The sequence below is a fragment of the Kitasatospora sp. NPDC018058 genome, assembly GCF_044327205.1.
GTDB lineage: Bacteria > Actinomycetota > Actinomycetes > Streptomycetales > Streptomycetaceae > Kitasatospora.
The window spans coordinates 184,866-205,582 of sequence record NZ_JBIRFA010000011.1; the positions used below are offsets into that span (position 1 = coordinate 184,866).

A 20,717-nucleotide genomic window follows, 5' to 3' on the forward strand; every position below is an offset into this window, starting at 1 on the left:
TTCGAACTTTCAGGAGAGGGGGGAGCCGGGCCGAGGCCCCGCATACGCTTCCCGGAAGATTCCCGTACGTCCGCCCCGCAGCTGCCGTGGCGTAGAACTCACGCTTGACGGCCATCACGGGAACGACGAGTACATGGGACTCGCTTCCGGTCCTCCCGGCGGGAGGCGCGCAGCATCGGCACTCAACCGAGCAACTTGGACATACTGCCACATGGAGCAGCCCGGATGCCAATCGGGGCCGGTGAGGTGTCCCTCACCGGCCCCGACGGGGTGACGGTCAGCCGCGGCGACCGCCGCGGACCCGCGTCACCAGGGACGCTTCGAACCGCAGACCAGCGACCACTCCTCGCCGGTCACGTTGGCGCACCACAGCCGACCCTTGTCGGGCTCGTTGTTGTACTCGTGCAGGCCCTTGTTCACCGGGGCGCAGTCGGTGGGACCGGCCGGGTCGTACTTGGGGCACTTGCCGTTGCGGTTCACCAGGATGTGTGCGCGCCAGGCGTCCGCGCCCATGTCCACGCCCTTGGCGTTGGCGGTCGGGACGAACTCCGGCTTGGTGGTCGGCATGTAGCGGTCCACCGACCAGGAGGCCGACATGGTGGCGAACAGCGCCATCGCGCAGACCGCGCCCGCCACCAGGCGGCCGGTGACCGCCGGGCGCAGGGTCATCGCCGCCGGCTTGCCGTCGACGCCGACGCGCTGCACCGTCCGCAGCCAGCCGGCACCCCGCTGGACCATGAACATCAGACCGAGCACCGCGAGGATCATCAGCGCGTACAGGATGATCCAGGTGGTGCGCGGGTACAGCATGACGGCCTTGTCCTTGGCCAGGTGCGAGGCGAAGTAGAAGCGCAGCAGCCAGGCGCTGATCAGGGTCGCCGCGGTGGTCCGCACGAGGACGCTGCGCAGCCCGAGGCCGAGCGCCAGCGCGACGCCGGCCAGCAGCATCAGGGTGTAGGCGCTCTGCCCGGCGAGCTCACCACGCCAGGGGAAGTTGTGGTACGTCAGGTCGCCGTTGCGGTCCGAGGCCCAGCTCATGATGTACGCCGGGTCGATGTACACCGAGAGGTAGGCGTACCGGTCCGTGGCCTGGGCGCCCCCCTTCACCAGCTCGTACAGCAGCGGCGAGCCGACCACGCCGGCGCTGACCAGCGTGGCGGCCAGGAACAGCAGCGCGCGCTTGACCCGGGCGGCGCCCCGGCGCCACGGAACGAGGAACAGGGTCAGGACAAAGACGCCCGGCGCGGCCCAGACGAACCAGCCCGAGTACCAGAGGAACATCACGCCGAAGGAGGCGCCGAAGCCGATCCCGCGCAGCACGGTGGAGCGCGTGGTCAGCTCGTGCGCTCGGCGCAACTCGCGCAGGGCTCCGGCCAGCATCGGCACCATGACCAGCATGGTGACGTGGCTGTACGGCCGGATCGGGTCCAGGAAGAGGATCGCGGACGGGACGGCGATCAGCAGCGCCCAGAACGGGCGAAGCAGCAGGCGCCAGGACAGGTAGGCCATCGGGCCCACCAGCGCGCTGCAGATCAGCTGGACGTCCTTCATGGCGTAGCCGACGCCGCCGATGCCGCCGTAGAACAGCTTCGACCAGACCGCCAGCACGGCCGGGAAGCCGGGCGGGTAGACGCCGGGCAGGCCCTGGCCGCGCAGCATGTCGTTGGCCATGCCGATGAGATTGCCCGGGTCGCCCTCCTGGCCGCCGAGGCCCCAGTCGGTGCCGTGCAACGCCACCGCGATGCCACCGGCGACCGCACCGGTGGCCAGGCCGGCGACGGCCGCGCAGACCAGCCGCTGGACCACCTGGTAGCGGGCCAGGCTGCCCCGGTAGGCGGCGTACAGCAGCACCGCCAGGACGGGCAGGCCGACCACGGCGGCGTACTTCTGCACCATGGCCAGACCGCTGACCTGGCCGACCCGGTTGAGCGGGTTGACGTTGATGCGCATGCAGAGCAGCGTGAAGACGAACGCCGCCACGACCGAGACCAGCGCCTCGGCCGAACGGAGCGCCCAGGGTCGCACCAGCAGGCCGTCCGTCCGCCCGAGGCGGGCCGAGACCGCGCCCTCCGGTTGTCGGGACTCCGTCTCGGAGCCGCCGACCGGGCTGGTGGCCAGATCAGTCATGTCAGTCACTTCCGTGCGTGGCCACGTCCGACGAGTGGCATGGAGTGGCGTGGTGGGTCGGCGATCGGGGTCAGCGGACATGATAGGACCCCTGCCCGTAGCCGAGGCTCCGGGCAGGGCCCGTCGGTATCGCTGCGTACCTGGTCAGCTACTGCGGACGGCGCGGCCGACCATGGCTCCGGCGTGGGCGAAGTCACCCGCGCCGAGGCGTCCGGCGGCGACCATCAGGGCGTGCAGGCGGGACGAGAGGTGCAGGTCGGCCGAGCGGGCCGCCGCGTTCCAGCCCTTGGCGCGCAGCTCCTTGGCGATCAGCCCGTAGTAGCTCAGCTCCTCGTCGAAGCGCTTGCCGTCCTTCACCCGGGTCGAGGAGTCGCTGGCCTGGTGGCGGCGGTAGCGGAACACCTCGCGCTCGTCGACCAGCAGGTTGCCGCCCTCCATCAGCATGTCGACCATGAAGGCCAGGTCGTGGACGGCGTCGATGTCCGGGCGGTACGGGATCTTCGACAACGCGGACTGCCGGTAGAGGAGCGACGGAGTGTACAGCCAGTTGCCGGACAGCAGGCTCTTCACCGCGTCCTCGCCGCTGATGACGCCGGCCTTGCGGGCCGGGGCGGCGATCCGGCGCTTGACCTTGTCGCCGATGCCGAGCGAGGGCACCAGGTTCCCGTCACTGTCCATCACCTTCACGCCCGGCTGGACCGCGATCGCGTTCGGGTCGGCCTTCATGCGCTCCAGGACGACGTCCAGGTAGTCCGGCTCCAGCAGGTCGTCGGCGCCCATCATCGAGACGAACTCGCGCTCGGCCAGGGTGGACGCCTTGTAGGTGTTGCCGTTGGGGCCGAGCCGCTCCTCGTTGCGGATGTAGCGGATCCGCTCGTCGTTCAGGCTCTCGATGTACTGCAGCGCGCGGAAGCCCGGGTACTGGTCATCCACGACGGTCAGCCGCCAGTCCTGCTGGTGCTGAGCCCGGATGCTGTCGATGGTGGCGAACAGGTACTCCGGGTCGCCGTAGTACGGGATGACGAAATCGACGCTCATGACGGCGCCGCACCTCCTGGTCCTGGATCACGCTTCGGTGCCGCCCGGCCGCGGCCGCCGGGCGAGCCAAGTCAACCAGCTTTTTCGAACGACTGCGTCGGCCGGGTTGTCCGCCCCGGGGCCCGACGGCGCGCACCGGCGTTCGCATACGTCACCGATCGGAAAAGCCGGCCGGCGAAAACAAGTCCGCCGGGCATCGCGGCAATGAATTGGAGCTGGCGATGTCCGGATTTTCTCTGATTCGAATATCCAGTACCGGAGTGAACCGGGTCCGGGCCTCCACGATATCGGTGCGTCACGCCGGCTCCCGGACTGCCGGGCTCCGAAGGGGCTTCCGGAATGCATCGGTGCGAGGGCTGAGCCCCCACCGCCAACGGCTGAGGGCCGGCCCCCGTCAGGGGTGCCGGCCCTCAGCCGTTGGTACTTCGCCGTTGTGACCGCTCGGGATCAGTGGTCGGAACCGACCGGGGCGTCCAGGCGGTCGTTGTTGTGGCGGACGCCCTCGGTGATGGCCACGGTGCGGGCCAGGTCGGTGAGCTTCTTCTCCAGCGAGCGGAAGCGCAGGTAGGTGTTGAGGGTCAGGAAGCCCATGGCGATCACCATCAGGTAGAGCACCAGGTCCGTACCGCGGCCGACGCCGAGCGCGGTGGCCAGCTTGGTCACGCCGCTCGGCCACAGGATGGCGACGACGTTGGCGATCACGAAGAGCGCGAAGGCGATGCGCTTCCACGCCCGGGTGTTAGCGGCGTCCCAGCGCCGGACGAACAGGAGGGCCATGGCCACCGCGGCCACGACCAGGATCAGCTGGATCCAGAGGTGATTCATCGGCGGTTACGCTCCCGCAGCGAGATGTCGAAGAGGATGTTCACGCCGTTGATCAGGGACTGGCCCTTGGCGCGCGAGTAGTCGGTGTACAGGATGTCCACCGGAACCTCGGCGACCCGGAGGTCCGAGCCGGCGAGGAAGGAAACGATCTCCGAAGCGTGCGCCATGCCGTTCATGGTGATCTTGATCCGGCTGGCGGCCTCGCGGTTCATCACGCGCAGACCGTTGTGCGCGTCGGTGAGCTTGAGCTTGCGGGCGGTCGGGCTGACCGCGGCGGCGGTGCGGAGCACCACCCGCTTGATCCAGGGCACCTGGCCGGTCTGCTCGATGAAGCGGGAGCCGAGCACGATGTCGGCCTCGCCCTGGCGCAGCAGCGCCACCATCTTCTCCACGTCCGCGGTCTGGTGCTGGCCGTCCGCGTCGAACGTGGCGAAGTACTCCGCGCCCTCCTGCTCCAGCGCGTACCTCAGACCGGTCTGGAGCGCGGCACCCTGCCCCAGGTTGACCGGGTGCCGCACCAGGTGCGCGCCGGTCGACATGACGTGCTTGGCGGTGTCGTCGGTGCAGCCGTCGTCGACCACCACGATGTTCGGGAAGGTCTTACGTGCCCCCTCCACGACCTCGGCGATCACCTGGCCTTCGTTGTAGGCCGGGATCACCAGCCAGACGTTGTCATACTCGGACACAGGTGCTCCATGCTTGGCGAACGGCACGGCGCCCCGTGCCTCGGGTCTGTCTATCGGTGGTGATCATGGGCGTCGGCCGATCACAGTGCGGTCCCCGCCCCTCAGGAGGTCCGCAGCGGCTCTGCTGCGGACCGGTCGGCCGGCGCTGCGGCGGGACGGGAGGGGAACGCACGGTACAGCGACCACAGCATCAGGACGGCACTGACCAGTGAGCCCGCCAGGTACGCGAGTTCTGCCCGGAGACCGACGTTGCCCGGAGTGAGCGCGACAGCCACCAATGCTACGGAACCGGCGGTCCAGCCCACCAACTGACGGCGGTGCTGGGCGCTCGACATCAGCGCCTGGCCGAAGACCGTCGCCAGGACGTAGCAGAGCGTTCCGAACACCAGCCAGACGAAGTCCAGCGGCCCGAGCACGTCCTTGGCGTTGAACAGCAGGGGGTTGAGCTTGGAGCCGAGCACGATCACCGGCAGGCCGCCGCCGATGCACATCGCGGCGACGATCGCGGTGGTGCGGGTCAGCACCTTGCGGAACTCGGTGTGGTCGCCGGCCGCGGCGGCGCCGGAGAGCGCGGAGACCATCGAGGCCTGCAGGGCGCTGTAGGCGAACAGCGGAGCCCGGGCCATCACCACGGCCTGACCGACCGCGAAGACCAGCGCGTCGGAGGCCTCGGAGTGCTTCGGCGCGAGCAGGCGTACGCAGACCACGGTCGCGTTGACCACCAGCTGGCTGAGCATCACCGAGGCGATCAGCAGGCCGAGGCCGCCGGTGAGCTGCTTCCAGGACACCTCCGGCCCGGGGGCGCGGTCGGCGAGTGTGTCGCGCAGGCCGATCAGCGAGGCGGCCAGCGGGGAGACGAACAGGATCAGGCCGAAGGCCAGCGCCGAGTGCAGTCCGACCACCGCCGCCAGCGCGGCCAGGCCGATGCGCAGCCCGCCGTCGACGGCCAGCTGGCTGCCGTACGGGCCGAACAGCCCGAGGCCGGCCAACGCGCCGCGGGCGACCGAACTCACCGCGAGGCCGGCCAAGCCGCCGGCCAGGGCCAGCACCAGTGACTTGTCGCCGCTGAACAGCAGGTCGGCGATCGGGCCGGCGGCGGCGGCCAGCACCGCGCAGACCGCGACCAGGATCGCCATGGCGAGCAGCAGCATCCGCCGTACCGCGGGTAGCGCTCCGTGCCCGGCCACCTTGCGGGCGGCCACCAGCCGGGTCAGCTCCAGCTCGACGGGCTGGAAGAGCCCCCACCCCACGGACATCACGATGGTCCAGAGCATCGTCACCCTGGCCGCGCCGGCGGTGCCCAGGCTGTAGCCCACGAGCGCCATGTAGACGTATGCCGAGGCCCCGAGCACAACCGTGCCACCGACCACGAGCCGCGCCCCCGGGGGAAGCACCCCAAGCAGCTTGGCGATCGGGTTCTTCATCACATGACCACCGAATTCACCGGCCGGCCGTGCCACACGTCTCCGCACGAGGCCGGCCAGGCCGTGCGATTGCTGTGAATAGTAGCGGGTGGCCGTGAATGCTCAGTGCGCACCGAGCTCACGTCAGACCCCGGGGAAGGTGCGGCCCCACGGTTGGGTCCACAGGAGCCCCTGATCGCTCACCACATTGACCGTCAGACCGTGCTTGGCCAGGTCCCGCTTGATCCGCTCGCCCACGGAACGGTCGGCGGTCAGGATGGTCGGGGTCTTGTGGGGAGCGGGGAGCAGCTCGATGGCGCCCTTGAGCCGGCCGAACGACCGCTGGTAGTCCTCCTCCTTCACCTGCGGACCGCCGATGTCCACCCAGTGGATGTCGTACAGCGCCTTCATGTCGCCGCCGCGCCGGTTCATCAGCGAGGCGAGCCAGGTGGCCTTGAGGTTCTTGTAGTTGTCGTTGGAGACCAGCGCGATCACCGGTCCGTCACCGCGCAGGACCGTCAGCGCCGCCATGCCCTTGGGGCCCATGTCGCTCTCGAACTCGCTGCGGCCCCAGGCCACCAGCGGGTTGTTGGACCAGGCGGACGGGGCGTCCTTGGTGGCCAGGAAGCCCCACTGCGCGTTGGCGAAGAGGCTCAGTGCGGCGGCGACGGTCAGCCCGGAGAGCGCCAGCTCGCCCAGGCGCCGGGTCAACGCGTCGGCGGTCCCCCGGTGCGGCGTCTGCAGGACGGCCCCGACCGCGCCGATCGAGATCAGGGCGACCACGACGCCCACGGCCGTCATCTTGTGGAAGTAGTACGAGTACTTGCCGATGGTGTGCAGCTGGTAGGCGGCGAAGGCACTGAGGAGGCCGCCGGTGCCGAGCAGCACCGTCAGGTGCGCCTGGCCGGTGGCCGTACGTCGGTTGCGCGGCATGGCCGCCGCCAGCAGGCCGAGCAGCCCGCCGCCGATCAGGATCGAGCGGTCCGCGCCGACACTGGGGCCGTTCATGTTCGAGGCGCTGGCCACGTCCAGGTTGCCCAGCACCGAGAGGACGCTCGGCAGCGCGGCCACGCCCAGCACGCACGCCAGCACGCCGAGGGCCCACCACCAGCGCCCGGCGAACCTGCGTCGGTGCACCACCAGCGCGCCCAGCAGCGCCACACCGACGAACGCGCCGTAGATGTTGTACGTGTAGGTGACGGTGATCAGCCCGGCGGAAGCGGCCAACAGGAACTCGGTGCGGCCCATCGCCGGCCGGATCAGCACCGCGAGCGCGAGCGCGATCAGCAGCAGGCCGATGAAGGTCGAGTCGAAGCCGTGGACCAGCAGGTCCAGGTAGTTGCTGGCGAACATGATCGCGCCGACGGTCGCGCAGACCGCCGTCGCACGCCAGCCGCGCAGCCGCGGCCCGCCGATCCACCGGGCCGCCCAGACCAGCGCGGTGCAGAACAGCGCGTACGCCACCAGCAGGTACAGGAGGTACCGGTTCATGGTCTGGAGCATGTCGCCCGGGTCGGCGGCGGAGTGGACCAGCGTGTCGGTCCAGGCCAGCAGGAAGTGCGAGCCCTGCGGGTAGGTCACCTCGGACGGCGGGATCAGGTAGGCCCTGGCGGCTTCCGGGTGGAGGAAGTCGAAGCCGCCGACACCCTGGATGCCGGAGAAGAAGGAGAAGTGCGAGAGCCGGTCCTCCGCCGTGGCGAGGTAGGCGACCCGCTCGGCTGCCGACGCGCCGGAGACGGGGTGGAACAGGTAGTGCCAGATCCCGGCGAAGGTGCCCAGCACCAGCAGGTCGGACCAGCGGAAGCGTAGCGGCAGCCGGAGGGTGCGCCGGGCGGCCCAGGCGACCGTGGTCAGCACGCTGAACATCACACCGGTGGTGGCCGTCGGCGACAGGCCCCAGGGCCAGAGCGAGAAGACCAGGCCAAAGGTCAGCACCGAGCCGGCCAGGATCAGCGCGGCGACGAAGAGCCGGTCGAGCAGCACACCGCCGACCCGGATCACGGCGGCTATCGCGAGCAGCAGCAGCGGCAGCAGCACGACACCCAGGTGCAGCGCGACCAGACCGGCTGGCACCAGCCAGGACAGGGCGAGCCCGCCGGCCAGGACGAGCGGGTTGCGCCGAGGCCGTCTACCGTCGGTGGGCGGGGGCAGCGGCCCCGGCGGCGCGGTCGGACGCTGGATCCCGCTGTCGGGCGAGCTGTGTACGGTCGACACGGTGCCGTGCCCCTCCGGTCAAGTCCCTGCCGCCCGTCTCCCCCCTACCGGGTCCGGACTTCCTCTACCGTCTGCGGGCAGGCTGCAAGCACTCAGCATACCGAGGGTGCCGTTGCCCCAGACGGCTCAGGGGCCCGGCTGAGCCGCCCACGAACTGAGCGCCGCCACAGGCAGCTCAGGACCCGGACGGGCCCGACTCCCCGCCCCGGAACACCCAGACCTTCAGCAGCACGAACCGGGCCACCGTGGCCAGGCCGTTGGCGACGATCAGTCCGGCCACCTCCACCGGCCGGGAGGCGTCCGGCACCACCCGGTCCAGCAGGGCGAGCGCCCCCGAGCTGAGGCCGAGCCCGATCAGGAAGGCCACCGCGCCCTGCAGCTGGTGGCGGACCATCCCCTGGGAGCCGACCACCCCGAAGGTGAATCGGCGGTTGGCCGCGGTGTTGGCCACCGCGCTGACCGCCAGCGCGATCAGGTTCGCCGCCTGCGGGTTGGTGAACCACCGCGCGACGACGAAGAGGCCCAGGTAGAAGAGGGTGCTCAGAACGCCGATGACCAGGAAGGACGGCAGCTGCCGCCGGGTCTTCGGGGTGGGCTCGGCGGGCTCCCCGGTCAGCGTCACCGGCCCCGGCCCCGCTCGTCGTCCTCAGCCGAGTCGTAGCCGACGAAGTAGGTCGGGCGGGCCTGCACCGCGGAGTAGATCCGGCCGATGTACTCCCCCAGCAGCCCGACGCAGATCAGCTGCACGCCGCCGATGAAGAGCATCCCGATGTACAGGGAGGACCAGCCGGGCACGGTCGACCCGACCGCGTACGAGATGGTGGTGTAGACCGCGAGGGCCATGCAGACCACGAAGCTCACCAGGCCCAGCCAGGTGGCCAGCCGCAGCGGGGCGGCCGAGAAGTTGGTGATGCTGTCCAGCGCGAGCCGCACCATCTTGGACAGCGGGTAGTGGGTGCCGCCGGCGACCCGCTCCTCGCGGACGTACACCACCTCGCCGCTGGGGAAGCCGAGCCACGGCACCAGCAGCCGGTAGACCGGCTGGTGCTCGGGCAGCTGCTTGAGGGCGTCCACCGCCGCGCGGCTGAGCAGCCGGAAGTCACCGGCCTGGTTGGGCAGCTGCTTGCCGACCAGCTTGCGCATCAGCCAGTAGTACGCGCCGGCCGTGCGGCGCTTGAAGACGGTGTCGGTGCCGCGGTCCCCGCGCACGCCGTAGACGACGTCGAGGTTCTGCTCGCGGGCCAGGTCGAGCATCTCCGGGATCTTCTCCGGCGGGTCCTGCAGGTCGGCGTCGATGCTCACCACGTAGTCGCCGAGCGCCCGGTGGATGCCCGCGGTGAGCGCGGCCTGGTGCCCCGAGTTGCGGGCGAAGCGGACGATGCGGAACTCAGGCCAGTCCTGCCGGATCTTCTGCATCAGCACGGGTGTGGCGTCCCGGCTGCCGTCGTCGACACCCACGACCTCGTAGTCGACCCCCAGCCCGTCCAGGATCGGCCGCAGTCGCTCGACGGTCAGCGGGAGCGCCTCCTGCTCGTTGTAGATCGGCATCACGACCGAGAGCAGCGGTGCCGTAGACATGGCGTTGGGTCCCACTTTCCGCGACGGCGGGGCTGGATGGTGAGCCGACCATAACAGTCGGCCATGAGCTGCCCGTGAGAGGAAGGGCGCCCGGGTGAGGGCCGGGTGAGACGCCGAAGGGCCCCACGCACCGCAGGGGTGCGTGGGGCCCTTCGGACTGGCCTGTGCGAGGCAGGTCAGAGCATCAATTACTTGATGATCTTGGTGACCTGGCCGGCGCCGACGGTGCGGCCACCCTCACGGATGGCGAACTTCAGGCCCTCCTCCATGGCGATCGGCTGGATCAGCGCGACCGTCATGCCGGTGTTGTCGCCCGGCATGACCATCTCGGTGCCCTCGGGGAGGGTCACGACGCCGGTCACGTCCGTGGTACGGAAGTAGAACTGCGGGCGGTAGTTGTTGAAGAACGGGGTGTGACGGCCACCCTCGTCCTTCGACAGGATGTAGGCCTGGGCCTCGAAGTCGGTGTGCGGGGTAACCGAACCCGGCTTGATGATGACCTGGCCGCGCTCGACGTCCTCGCGCTTGATGCCACGGAGCAGCAGACCGACGTTCTCACCGGCCTGGCCCTCGTCGAGCAGCTTGCGGAACATCTCGATACCGGTGACCGTGGTGGTGGTCTTGGTCTCCTTGATGCCGATGATGTCGACAGTCTCGTTGACCTTGAGGATACCGCGCTCGATACGACCGGTGACGACGGTGCCACGACCGGTGATCGTGAAGACGTCCTCGATCGGCATCAGGAACGGCTGGTCCACGGCGCGGGCCGGGGTCGGGATGGCCTCGTCGACCGCGTGCATCAGGCCGAGGAGCTTCTCGCCCCACTCCTTGTCGCCCTCCAGCGCCTTCAGCGCGGAGACGCGGACGACCGGCAGGTCGTCGCCCGGGAACTCGTACTCGGAGAGGAGCTCACGGACCTCGAGCTCGACGAGCTCCAGGATCTCCTCGTCGTCCACCATGTCGGCCTTGTTCAGGGCGACGACGATGTAGGGGACGCCGACCTGGCGGGCCAGGAGGACGTGCTCCTTGGTCTGCGGCATCGGGCCGTCGGTGGCGGCGACGACGAGGATCGCACCGTCCATCTGGGCCGCACCGGTGATCATGTTCTTGATGTAGTCCGCGTGACCCGGGCAGTCGACGTGGGCGTAGTGACGCGCCTCGGTCTGGTACTCGACGTGCGCGATCGAGATGGTGATACCGCGCTGCCGCTCCTCCGGCGCCTTGTCGATCTGGTCGAACGGCGTGAAGGGGTTGATCTCCGGGTACGCGTCGTGCAGCACCTTGGTGATGGCCGCGGTAAGGGTCGTCTTACCGTGGTCGATGTGACCGATGGTGCCGATGTTGACGTGGGGCTTCGTCCGCTCGAACTTCGCCTTCGCCACTGCAGTCCTCCTGAGGACAGTTCCTGTACGCCGTGCTGACGTCAGTTGGTCTTGATCGGGCTGGGTCCGTGGTGCCGGAAGCACCTCGCACCGTCCCGCGGGGTGGGGGCCGGAGGCCCCGGGAGGATCCGTGCGGATCCTCCCGGGTCGCCTCCTAATAGCCTAAGGGGTCGGAATCATCCCGAATGTCGGATGATTCTGAAGCCGGCAGTGCCGGACCTCACTCGCCCTTGGACTTGGCGATGATCTCCTCAGCCACGGCCTTGGGGACCTCGGCGTACGAGTCGAACTGCATCGAGTAGCTGGCGCGACCAGAGGTCTTGCTGCGCAGGTCACCGACGTAGCCGAACATCTCGGAGAGGGGCACCAGCGCCGTGACGACGCGGGCACCGTGACGCTCGTCCATGGACCGGATCTGGCCACGGCGAGAGTTGATGTCACCGATCACGTCGCCCATGTAGTCCTCGGGCGTGGTGACCTCGACGGCCATCATCGGCTCCAGGAGGACCGGCTTGGCCTTCCGGGCGCCTTCCTTGAAGGCCATCGAACCGGCGATCTTGAACGCGAGCTCGGAGGAGTCGACGTCGTGCGACTGGCCGTCGAGCAGGCTCACGCGGACACCCTGCAGCGGGTAGCCGGCGAGAACACCGAACTCCATGGCCTCCTGGCAACCGGCGTCGACCGACGGGATGTACTCCCGCGGCACGCGGCCACCGGTGACCTTGTTGACGAACTCGTAGCCCTCGGCCTGCTCGAGCGGCTCGATCGCGATCTGCACCTTGGCGAACTGACCGGAACCACCGGTCTGCTTCTTGTGGGTGTAGTCGATGCGCTCGACGGCCTGACGGATCGTCTCGCGGTACGCGACCTGCGGCTTGCCGACGTTGGCCTCGACCTTGAACTCACGGCGCATACGGTCGACGAGCACCTCGAGGTGCAGCTCGCCCATGCCCGCGATGATGGTCTGGCCGGTCTCCTCGTCCGTGTTGACCTGGAAGGACGGGTCCTCCTCGGCGAGACGCTGGATGGCGACACCCAGCTTCTCCTGGTCACCCTTGGACTTGGGCTCGATGGCGACGCGAATGACCGGGGCCGGGAAGTCCATGGACTCCAGGATGACCGGGTTCTTCTCGTCGGCCAGCGTCTCACCGGTGGTGGTCTGCTTCAGGCCCATGACGGCGACGATGTCGCCGGCGCCCACCGACTCGATCTCCTCACGCTTGTTCGCGTGCATGCGGTAGATCTTGCCGATGCGCTCCTTCTTGCCCTTCACGGCGTTCAGCACCGAGGTGCCGGACTCCAGGCGGCCGGAGTAGATCCGGACGAAGGTGAGCTTGCCCAGGTGCGGGTCGGACATGATCTTGAACGCCAGCGCGGCCAGCGGCTCGTCGTCCGAAGCCTTGCGGGAGATCTTGGTCTCCGGGTCGTTCGGCTTCGTGCCCTCGATGGACTCGATGTCCAGCGGCGACGGCAGGTACTTGACGACCGCGTCGAGCAGGGGCTGAACGCCCTTGTTCTTGAACGCGGTACCGCAGAAGATCGGAGTGAAGTCCGAGTTCAGGGTGCCCTTGCGGATCGCGTCCTGCAGCAGCTCGATCGGGATCTCGGCCTCTTCGAGGGCGAGCTCCATGATCTCGTCGCTGACGTTCGAGACGGTGTCGATCAGCTGGGTGCGGTACTCGTCGGCCTGCTCCTGCAGCTCGGCCGGGATGTCGACGATGTCGTACATCTCGCCCTTGGCGGCCTCGGCGGACCAAACCAGCGCCTTCATGCGGACCAGGTCGACAACGCCCTGGAAGTCCGCCTCGGCACCGATCGGGAGCTGCATCACCAGCGGGGTGGCGCCGAGGCGCTCCACGATGGTGTCGACGCAGAAGAAGAAGTTCGCGCCCGTGCGGTCCAGCTTGTTGATGAAGCAGATGCGCGGGACGCCGTAGCGGTCAGCCTGCCGCCACACGGTCTCGGACTGGGGCTCGACACCGGCGACACCGTCGAACACCGTCACGGCACCGTCGAGGACGCGCAGCGAACGCTCCACCTCGACGGTGAAGTCGACGTGACCCGGGGTGTCGATGATGTTGATGGTGTTGTCGACGCCGTCGACCGTCCAGTGACAGGTCGTCGCGGCCGACGTGATCGTGATGCCGCGCTCCTGCTCCTGCTCCATCCAGTCCATGGTGGCAGCGCCATCGTGGACCTCACCGATCTTGTACGAGACACCGGTGTAGAACAGGATCCGCTCGGTGGTGGTGGTCTTGCCCGCGTCGATGTGCGCCATGATCCCGATGTTGCGGACCCTGGCGAGGTCAAGGGAGGTTGCAGCCATGGTGGCTCGTTCTCTCTCTGTCTAGTGACGGGGTACGGACTACCAGCGGTAGTGCGCGAAGGCCTTGTTGGACTCGGCCATCTTGTGGGTGTCCTCGCGACGCTTCACGGAAGCGCCCAGACCGTTGCTGGCGTCGAGGATCTCGTTCATCAGGCGCTCGGTCATGGTCTTCTCGCGACGGGCGCGGGAGTAGCCGACCATCCAGCGCAGCGCCAGGGTGCTGGCGCGGCCCGGGCGGACCTCGACCGGAACCTGGTAGGTCGCGCCACCGACACGGCGGGACTTGACCTCGAGGGCCGGCTTGACGTTCTCCAGCGCGCGCTTCAGCGTGACGACCGGGTCCGAGCCGGTCTTCTCGCGAACGCCCTCGAGGGCGCCGTACACGATCCGCTCGGCGGTGGAGCGCTTGCCGTGCAGCAGGATCTTGTTGACCAGCTGGGTGACGACCGGGGAGCCGTAGACCGGGTCGATGATGACCGGGCGCTTCGGGGCGGGGCCCTTACGAGGCATTCTTACTTCTCCTTCTTGGCGCCGTAGCGGCTGCGGGCCTGCTTGCGGTTCTTGACACCCTGGGTGTCGAGCGAACCGCGGATGATCTTGTAGCGGACACCAGGAAGGTCCTTCACACGACCACCGCGCACCAGCACGATGGAGTGCTCCTGCAGGTTGTGGCCCTCGCCCGGAATGTAAGCGGTGACCTCGATCCCGCTGGTGAGGCGCACACGGGCGACCTTACGGAGAGCCGAGTTCGGCTTCTTCGGGGTGGTCGTGTACACACGCGTGCAGACCCCACGACGCTGCGGGGAGCCCTTCAGCGCGGGAGTCTTGTTCTTCTCGACCTTGTCCTGCCGGCCCTTTCGGACCAGCTGCTGGATCGTAGGCACCGTTTCTCCGTTTTCTGTGTGCCAAGGCTTGGTGGAACTAACCTGCGGTGTTCCCTCGCACACGACCCCGTGGTCGACCCACGCGGTCGGGTGTGTTGGGCTATTCCGACACGGAATCCCATGAGCTGATGTACAGCGACGGCGCTCTACGCGCGGCGCGCTGGGAGGCGCTCCGGCTCGGCGCGGCGACCGGTGTGCATGCACGCACAAGGACCCGGGGACACCCCAGGCACAAGGTCAGAGCGTACCTAGCGCATGGGGCGCGGTCAAAACAAATGCAACGCCGCAGGTCGCGGCCTTCGGCCGGATGTCGCCACGGTGTCCCGTACGCGACCGGCCGGTGTCGGGCCGCCCTCCAACCGCTCTACCACAGTCGACGGCCACCCGCCAGCGGGGCGCCGGCGGGGCCGGCGGGCGGGGCGGCGGACCCGCTACGCGGCGCCCGCCAGGATCATCAGCATCCAGAAGGCGCAGCCCAGGTAGCCGAGGACCATCCCGAGGACGGCCGCGCTGTCCCCGTTCATGGTGCGCTCGCGGATCTGCGCCCGGGCGATGTGGCCGGTGACCACCGCGGGCAGCGACAGACCGGTCAGGCCGCACACCACGGAGACCACCGCCAGCGCGTTGGTGGGGCGGACCCGCGGCACCGGAGGCGGCGGCAGGAACGTCGCCGGGACCGGCTGCACGGCCTGCAGCATCGGCGTCACCATCGGCCCGGCCGGCAGGTCGGCCACCAGGGCGGCCAGTTCGCCGTAGGTCCGCGCCTCGGCCACCGCCTCGTGGCGCTGCTCGTACTCCTCGGCGGAGAGCCGGCCCTCGGCGAAGCCCGCCTTCAACACGTCCACCGTCCGGTCGCGGTCCGCGTGGCTCGCCCGCATCGCCGCCTGCGGCGAGGGCACGGGCTGCCAGCCGGGCACCGCCGGCCGGTGGCCGTGCCGATGTGCGGGGCGGGACTCGCCCCACGGTTGAACGGACATCCGCCACCTCCCGGCACCGCGGCGCCCCCGCGCACGCTCGCTGCTCCTCATAGTGCAGGACGAACAGTGGAGCTGAGTAGTTGCCAAATCGGCCCACCGGCCGCCGGAACGGGGTTTCCGGGCGCTGAGCCTCACCCGTTCGACGGACACGCTCAGGGGATGCTCAAAGTGGGCGACAGCCTGTTCGGGCAGTGACAGGCTGGGGCCCGGAAATCCGCTCGACCAGCACTCACCAGTAGCTCGACCAGCGCTCACCAGTAGAGACAGAAGGCTGCCATGCAGGCGTCAGTGCCGCCGCCCTTTGAACCGTCCCCCTCCGGCCACCCAGGACCGGGCACCCCGTCCGCCGTCAGCATCCAGGGCCTGTGGAAGCACTTCGGCAGCCAGGCCGCCGTGGCCGGGCTCAGCCTCGAACTCCCCGCCGGGGCGTTCATCGGCCTGGTCGGACCGAACGGCGCGGGCAAGACCACCACGCTGTCCATGGTCACCGGCCTGCTCCGGCCCGACCAGGGCACCGTGCTGGTGCACGGCGCCGACGTGTGGGCCGACCCGGTCACGGTCAAGGCCCGGATCGGCATCCTGCCCGAGGGCCTGCGGATGTTCGAGCGGCTCAGCGGGCGCGAACTGCTGCAGTACACCGGCCGGCTGCGCGGCCTGCCCGGCGCCGAGGTGGACCGCCGCGCCGAGGAGCTGCTGGCCGTCCTGGACCTCGGCCGGGACGCCGACAAGCTGGTCGCCGACTACTCCACCGGCATGCGCAAGAAGGTCGGCCTGGCCGCCGCGCTGCTGCACAACCCCGACGTGCTGTTCCTGGACGAGCCCTTCGAAGGCGTCGACCCGGTCTCCGCCCAGACCATCCGCGGCGTGCTCAAGCGGTACGCGGCTGCGGGCTCCACGGTGGTCTTCTCCAGCCATGTGATGGAGCTGGTCGAGCAGCTCTGCGACTGGGTCGCGGTGGTCAACGCCGGCCGGGTGATCGCCCAGGGTCCGCTGGACTCCGTCCGGGGCGGGCGCAGCCTGCACGCGGCCTTCCTCGACCTGATCGGCGTCCGCGAGGACGACGGCCAGGCGCTCGGCTGGCTCGGCGGGAACACCCGGTGAGCGGGCGGGGCCGGCGCGTGAACGAGCGAAGCGAGGCGGGCGCATGAGCGCTGTCGTGCCCGACGGACGGACGGTGGTCCGCGCCCTGGTGGCGCTCAAGCTGCGGCTGCTGCGCAACGGGCTGCGCCGCGGCCCCGGCCGTACCGCGGTCTACATCATCGGCGGCCTGTTCGGCCTGGCCTTCGCGGGCGGTGTCGCCGTCGCCATGGCGGCGCTGAACGGGCGTTACGACGGCTCCGCGAACGCCGGGGTGGTGCTGCTCGGCGTGCTCACCCTGGGCTGGGCCGCGCTGCCGCTGTTCCTGTTCTCCAGCGACGAGAGCGCCGACCCGACCCGGCTCACCATGCTGCCGCTGCGGCCCGGCCCGCTGCTGCGCGGCTCGCTGCTGGCCGCGCTGATCGGGCCCGGTCCGCTGATCAGCCTGGTGCTGGTGACCGGCGCGGCGCTGTCCGGCGCCGAGGGGGGTGCTTCGGCCGCGGCTGCGGTGGTCGGGGTGCCGCTCGCGGTGCTCTGCCTGGTGACGCTCTCCCGCGCGGTCGCGGCCGGCAACGCCCGGATGCTCTCCAGCCGGCGCGGCAAGGACTTCGCGATCTTCGGCGGACTGGCCTTCGCACTGCTGGTCCAGGCCGCCAACGTCGGTTCGCAGAGCATCTTCGGCCGTCGGGGCGGGCCGATCGACCTCAGCCCGCTGGCGCCCGTCGCCTCGGTGCTTCGCTGGATCCCGCCGATCAGCGCGGCCGACGCCACCCACACCGCCGGCGAGGGCCGGTACGCGCTGGCGCTGCTGCAGCTGGCCGCGGCCGGGGCGCTGCTGGTCCTGCTGCTGCGCTGGTGGCGGAGCAGCCTGCAGGAGCTGATGGTCACCGCGGACTCCTCCACCCTGGAGGTGGCGCGCGGAGTGCAGACGTCGCGCGGCTGGCGCTTCCTGCCGCAGGGCCGGACCGGCGCGGTGATGCAGCGTCACCTGCGGTACGCCTGGCGCGAGCCGCGGGCCAAGGCGGCGCTGTTCACCAGCATCGGGATGACGCTGGTGATCTGCGCGCTGTCGGTGGTCCAGGGCTGGTCGAGCGTCTACCTGCTGGCGATGACCGGGACCTTCCTCGGGCTGCAGATGCTCAACCTGTTCGGCATGGACGGCTCGGCGTTCTGGATGATCGCCGCCACCCTGAGTACCCCGGCCGACGCCCGGGACGAGCTGCGCGGCCGGGCGTACGCGGTGCTGTCGTACGCCGTCCCGGTCGCAGCGCTGCTCGGGCTGGTGCTGGCCACCGTCACCGGCGACTGGGCCGGGCTGCCGTCCGCGCTCGGCCTGGCGCTGGCGGTGCTCGGCTGCGGCGTCGCGCTCGGCTCGGTGTTCAGCGTGCTCGCGCCGTACACCATGCCGGCCGACAGCAACCCGATGCGCAACGCGGCCCCGGGGCAGGGCGGGCTGATCCTGCTCAACCAGTTCGGCTCGATGGTCGGCGTCGCGCTGCTCGCCCTGCCGGTCGGCGGCTACCTGTTCTGGGCGCTGACCTCGGACGGGCCGACCTGGCCGGTGCTGCTGATCGGCCCGCTCTACGGCGGCCTGATCGCCGCCCTGGGCATCCGGCTGGCGGCCGCCCGACTGCTGGAGCGCACCCCCGAGATCCTGGCCAAGGCGATCGAGCGCTAGCTGTACCGTCCCGTCGGTCGGCTCGGCCACTCCGGCATCATGGGCCGGAGAGGTCGAGCCGTCGAGGAGAGCAGGGACACACCGTGGGCAAGCGCGCGCAGCAGGGCGGGAACGCCGGGCCGCTGCTGGAGCAGGCGGTGCGGTCGGTGCTCACCGCCCCGGACGAGGGGCTGGACCTCGCGCTGGACACCGGGGCCTCGCTGCTGGCCGCCTCGGCCGGGCAGTGGCCTGCGGTCAGCCGGGCGCTGCTGGGGTACGTGGACACCGCCGTGGGCCGCTGCTGGTCGGCGGGCTGGCGCCCGGCCGACCTGGCGCGGGTGGTGCGGCGCACGCTGAAGCCCGTCCACCTGGCGCTCGCGGTGGACCTGATCGCCGCCGAGGGCCGCCGCCACCCCGCCGCGAGCCTGGACCGGCGCTGGCAGGAGCAGCTGCGCGAGCTGGAGCCCGAGGTCTGGTGGCCGGACGACGATCAGTACCTCGGCGCCTTCGCCCACCGGCACCGGCTGGACCGCTTCGCGCTCGCCACCGCCGTCCTGGAGCTGCTGCGCAGCTGGGGCCGGCTGCCCCCGATCGCCCCGGTCGGCCCGGCACCCGGCCAGTCGGTGCGGGCGCAGCGCCCCGCCGAGCCGGTGACCGGTGAGCCGCGGATGCTGGCGCGGATCCGGGCGCTGCTGGCCAAGGCCGAGTCCACCGAGTACCCGGAGGAGGCCGAGGCGCTGACCGCCAAGGCCCAGCAGCTGATGGCCCAGCACAGCATCGACGAGGCGCTGCTGGCCGCGGCCGGTGCCGACCGGGACACCCCGGCGGCGCTGCGGATCGGCGTGGACAACCCGTACGAGGGCCCCAAGACGATGCTGCTGGACGCGGTCGCGGCGGCGAACCGGTGCCGGGTGGTGTGGGCGAAGGAGTTCGGCTTCTGCACCGTGATCGGCTTCGACGGCGACCTGGACGGCGTCGAGCTGCTCTACACCTCGCTGCTGGTGCAGGCCACCCACGCGCTCAACAAGGCCGGCTCCGGCAAGGACTCCCGCAGCAAGGCGTTCCGGCAGTCCTTCCTGGTGGCGTACGCGGCGCGGATCCGCGAGCGGCTGACCACCGCCACCGAGCGGACCACCAGCGCCGCCGCGGCCGGGCGCCACCTGCGCGAGGACGGCACCGAGGAGCAGCTGCTGCCGGACGAGCGGCTGCTGCCCGCGCTGGCCGCCCGCTCGGCGGAGGTGGACGAGGAGGTGGGCCGGCTGTTCCCGAAGCTGGTCTCGCAGCGGGTGCGGGTCAGCGACGGCGAGGGCTGGGCCGCCGGACGGGCCGCCGCCGACCGCGCCGCGCTGCACGGGCGGGGCGAGATCCACAACTGACGGTTCGCCTGATAGAACTACCCCCGCCACGAACGATGGGGGATTCGACGTGACGGAGTCGGCGGCGGAGTCGGGATACCGCGACCGGGTGCGCGGAGCGCTGCTCGGTGGCGCGATCGGCGATGCGCTGGGTTGGCCGGTGGAGTTCCTGCAGCTCCATCAGATCCGGGACCGCTTCGGGCCGCAGGGCGTGACCGCGTTGCCGTCCGGGAGCAGCGGTCCGGTCCAGGTCACCGACGACACCCAGATGACGCTGTTCACCGCCGAGGGCCTGATCCGCGGTTTCGTCCGCGGCTGGTCGGGCGGCGGCGGCTCGGTGCCGGAGGCCATGCACGGCGCCTACCGGCGCTGGCTGCGGACCCAGTACCAGGGCGCGCCGGACACCGAGCCGCAGCCCCGCCCGTACGACGGCTGGCTGCTGGGCCGGCCGTTCCTGTACGCGCGGCGGGCACCGGGCAACGCCTGTCTGAGCGGGGTGTCCGAGCACCCGGTGTTCGAGGCGCCGTCCGCGATCGGGCGGCCGGGGCCGATCAACCCCGGCTCCAAGGGCTGCGGCACGGTGATGCGCTCGGCGCCGTTCGGACTGGCCCGCCTCGGCGTCGAGCAGTCCTTCGGGCTGGCCGTGCAGTGCGCCCAGCTCACCCACGGGCACCCGACCGGCTACCTCGCGGCGGGCGCCTTCGCGGCGCTGGTCGAGCGGCTGGCGGCCGGGACGGAGCCGTGGGCGGCGGTCGGCGAGACGGTCGAGCAGATCCGCGAGCTGCCGAAGTCCAAGGAGACCGTCCAGGCGCTGGCCCGGGCCGTGCGGCTCGCCCAGGAGGCCGAGCCCTCGGCGGACACGGTGGAGCGGGTCGGGCTGGGCTGGATCGCCGAGGAGTGCCTGGCCATCTCGGTGTACGCGCTGCTGGCCGCGACCCTCGACCCCGACCCGGTGCGCACGGCGCTGCTGCTGTCGGTGAACCACTCCGGGGACAGCGACTCCACCGGCGCGGTCTGCGGCAACCTGGTCGGGGCCGCGTACGGCGCCTCGGCGCTGCCCGCCGAGTGGGCCGGGGTGGTCGAGGGGCGGGCCGAACTGCTGACCGTCGCGGACGACCTGCTGGTGCTGTTCGGCAGCCGCGACCCGGGCCACCCGGCGCTCGGCGGGCGCTACCCGGCCTGGTAGGC

17 protein-coding genes are annotated in these 20,717 nt (G+C 70.5%); 4 read left to right on the forward strand and 13 right to left on the reverse strand.

Going from position 1 to position 20,717, the window contains the following annotated elements:
- Positions 1–306: 306 nt before the first annotated feature.
- From ACH4E7_RS18105 to ACH4E7_RS18165, 13 genes are all read right to left on the reverse strand, one after another.
- Entirely contained in the window at positions 307–2,127 is a 1,821-nt protein-coding gene (locus tag ACH4E7_RS18105; protein WP_396250013.1) for a hypothetical protein, read from the reverse strand.
- A gap of 144 nt (positions 2,128–2,271) precedes the next feature.
- Positions 2,272–3,165, reverse strand: coding sequence for a glycosyltransferase family 2 protein (locus ACH4E7_RS18110; RefSeq protein WP_396250014.1), 894 nt, complete (start codon positions 3,163–3,165; stop codon positions 2,272–2,274).
- A 447-nt stretch (positions 3,166–3,612) separates the two neighbouring features.
- Positions 3,613–3,990, reverse strand: coding sequence for a DUF2304 domain-containing protein (locus ACH4E7_RS18115; protein WP_396250015.1), 378 nt, complete (start codon positions 3,988–3,990; stop codon positions 3,613–3,615).
- Positions 3,987–4,676, reverse strand: coding sequence for a glycosyltransferase family 2 protein (locus ACH4E7_RS18120; protein ID WP_396250016.1), 690 nt, complete (start codon positions 4,674–4,676; stop codon positions 3,987–3,989). The genes ACH4E7_RS18115 and ACH4E7_RS18120 overlap by 4 nt, the downstream gene beginning before the upstream one ends.
- A gap of 101 nt (positions 4,677–4,777) precedes the next feature.
- Positions 4,778–6,100, reverse strand: a complete 1,323-nt coding sequence (locus tag ACH4E7_RS18125) for a hypothetical protein (RefSeq protein WP_396250017.1) — start codon at positions 6,098–6,100, stop codon at positions 4,778–4,780.
- Positions 6,101–6,223: 123 nt separating this feature from the next.
- Positions 6,224–8,293: a hypothetical protein gene (locus ACH4E7_RS18130; protein ID WP_396250018.1), complete on the reverse strand. Its 2,070-nt coding sequence runs from the start codon at positions 8,291–8,293 to the stop codon at positions 6,224–6,226.
- Between the two features lie 175 nt (positions 8,294–8,468).
- Positions 8,469–8,915, reverse strand: a complete 447-nt coding sequence (locus ACH4E7_RS18135; RefSeq protein ID WP_396250019.1) for a GtrA family protein — start codon at positions 8,913–8,915, stop codon at positions 8,469–8,471.
- Positions 8,912–9,871 (reverse strand): glycosyltransferase family 2 protein, encoded by a 960-nt coding sequence (locus ACH4E7_RS18140; RefSeq protein WP_396250020.1) that lies wholly within the window; start codon positions 9,869–9,871, stop codon positions 8,912–8,914. The genes ACH4E7_RS18135 and ACH4E7_RS18140 overlap by 4 nt, the downstream gene beginning before the upstream one ends.
- A 188-nt stretch (positions 9,872–10,059) precedes the next feature.
- Positions 10,060–11,253 (reverse strand): elongation factor Tu, encoded by a 1,194-nt coding sequence (tuf, locus tag ACH4E7_RS18145; protein ID WP_326846505.1) that lies wholly within the window; start codon positions 11,251–11,253, stop codon positions 10,060–10,062.
- Between the two features lie 220 nt (positions 11,254–11,473).
- Entirely contained in the window at positions 11,474–13,579 is a 2,106-nt protein-coding gene (gene fusA / locus ACH4E7_RS18150) for an elongation factor G (RefSeq protein WP_396250021.1), read from the reverse strand.
- A 39-nt stretch (positions 13,580–13,618) separates the two neighbouring features.
- On the reverse strand, positions 13,619–14,089 hold the full coding sequence (rpsG, locus tag ACH4E7_RS18155; RefSeq protein WP_030055803.1) for a 30S ribosomal protein S7: 471 nt from the start codon (positions 14,087–14,089) through the stop codon (positions 13,619–13,621).
- Positions 14,090–14,091: 2 nt separating this feature from the next.
- Positions 14,092–14,463 (reverse strand): 30S ribosomal protein S12, encoded by a 372-nt coding sequence (rpsL, locus tag ACH4E7_RS18160; RefSeq protein WP_014144289.1) that lies wholly within the window; start codon positions 14,461–14,463, stop codon positions 14,092–14,094.
- A gap of 431 nt (positions 14,464–14,894) precedes the next feature.
- The gene (locus ACH4E7_RS18165; protein WP_396250022.1) at positions 14,895–15,440 is read right to left on the reverse strand and encodes a DUF1707 and DUF4190 domain-containing protein; all 546 of its coding nucleotides are present in this window, start codon (positions 15,438–15,440) and stop codon (positions 14,895–14,897) included.
- A gap of 276 nt (positions 15,441–15,716) precedes the next feature.
- On the opposite strand from ACH4E7_RS18165, the gene ACH4E7_RS18170 reads away from it, so the two are divergent.
- The 4 genes from ACH4E7_RS18170 to ACH4E7_RS18185 all read left to right on the forward strand — a co-directional run bounded on the left by ACH4E7_RS18170 (position 15,717) and on the right by ACH4E7_RS18185 (position 20,715).
- Positions 15,717–16,541: an ABC transporter ATP-binding protein gene (locus tag ACH4E7_RS18170; RefSeq protein ID WP_396250023.1), complete on the forward strand. Its 825-nt coding sequence runs from the start codon at positions 15,717–15,719 to the stop codon at positions 16,539–16,541.
- Positions 16,542–16,584: 43 nt separating this feature from the next.
- Complete coding sequence (locus tag ACH4E7_RS18175) at positions 16,585–18,195, forward strand: transporter (RefSeq protein WP_396250024.1); 1,611 nt, start codon at positions 16,585–16,587, stop codon at positions 18,193–18,195.
- A gap of 83 nt (positions 18,196–18,278) precedes the next feature.
- On the forward strand, positions 18,279–19,550 hold the full coding sequence (locus ACH4E7_RS18180) for a DUF2786 domain-containing protein (protein WP_396250025.1): 1,272 nt from the start codon (positions 18,279–18,281) through the stop codon (positions 19,548–19,550).
- Positions 19,551–19,599: 49 nt separating this feature from the next.
- On the forward strand, positions 19,600–20,715 hold the full coding sequence (locus ACH4E7_RS18185; protein ID WP_396250026.1) for an ADP-ribosylglycohydrolase family protein: 1,116 nt from the start codon (positions 19,600–19,602) through the stop codon (positions 20,713–20,715).
- Positions 20,716–20,717: the final 2 nt, after the last annotated feature.

Coding starts and splice junctions, on each gene's coding strand:
- ACH4E7_RS18105 (WP_396250013.1), bottom strand. CDS start 2,127: ATGACTGATCTGGCCACCAGCCCGGTCGGCGGCTCCGAGACGGAGTCC.
- ACH4E7_RS18110 (WP_396250014.1), bottom strand. CDS start 3,165: ATGAGCGTCGATTTCGTCATCCCGTACTACGGCGACCCGGAGTACCTG.
- ACH4E7_RS18115 (WP_396250015.1), bottom strand. CDS start 3,990: ATGAATCACCTCTGGATCCAGCTGATCCTGGTCGTGGCCGCGGTGGCC.
- ACH4E7_RS18125 (WP_396250017.1), bottom strand. CDS start 6,100: ATGAAGAACCCGATCGCCAAGCTGCTTGGGGTGCTTCCCCCGGGGGCG.
- ACH4E7_RS18140 (WP_396250020.1), bottom strand. CDS start 9,871: ATGTCTACGGCACCGCTGCTCTCGGTCGTGATGCCGATCTACAACGAG.
- fusA (WP_396250021.1), bottom strand. CDS start 13,579: ATGGCTGCAACCTCCCTTGACCTCGCCAGGGTCCGCAACATCGGGATC.
- rpsG (WP_030055803.1), bottom strand. CDS start 14,089: ATGCCTCGTAAGGGCCCCGCCCCGAAGCGCCCGGTCATCATCGACCCG.
- ACH4E7_RS18165 (WP_396250022.1), bottom strand. CDS start 15,440: ATGTCCGTTCAACCGTGGGGCGAGTCCCGCCCCGCACATCGGCACGGC.
- ACH4E7_RS18170 (WP_396250023.1), top strand. CDS start 15,717: ATGCAGGCGTCAGTGCCGCCGCCCTTTGAACCGTCCCCCTCCGGCCAC.
- ACH4E7_RS18175 (WP_396250024.1), top strand. CDS start 16,585: ATGAGCGCTGTCGTGCCCGACGGACGGACGGTGGTCCGCGCCCTGGTG.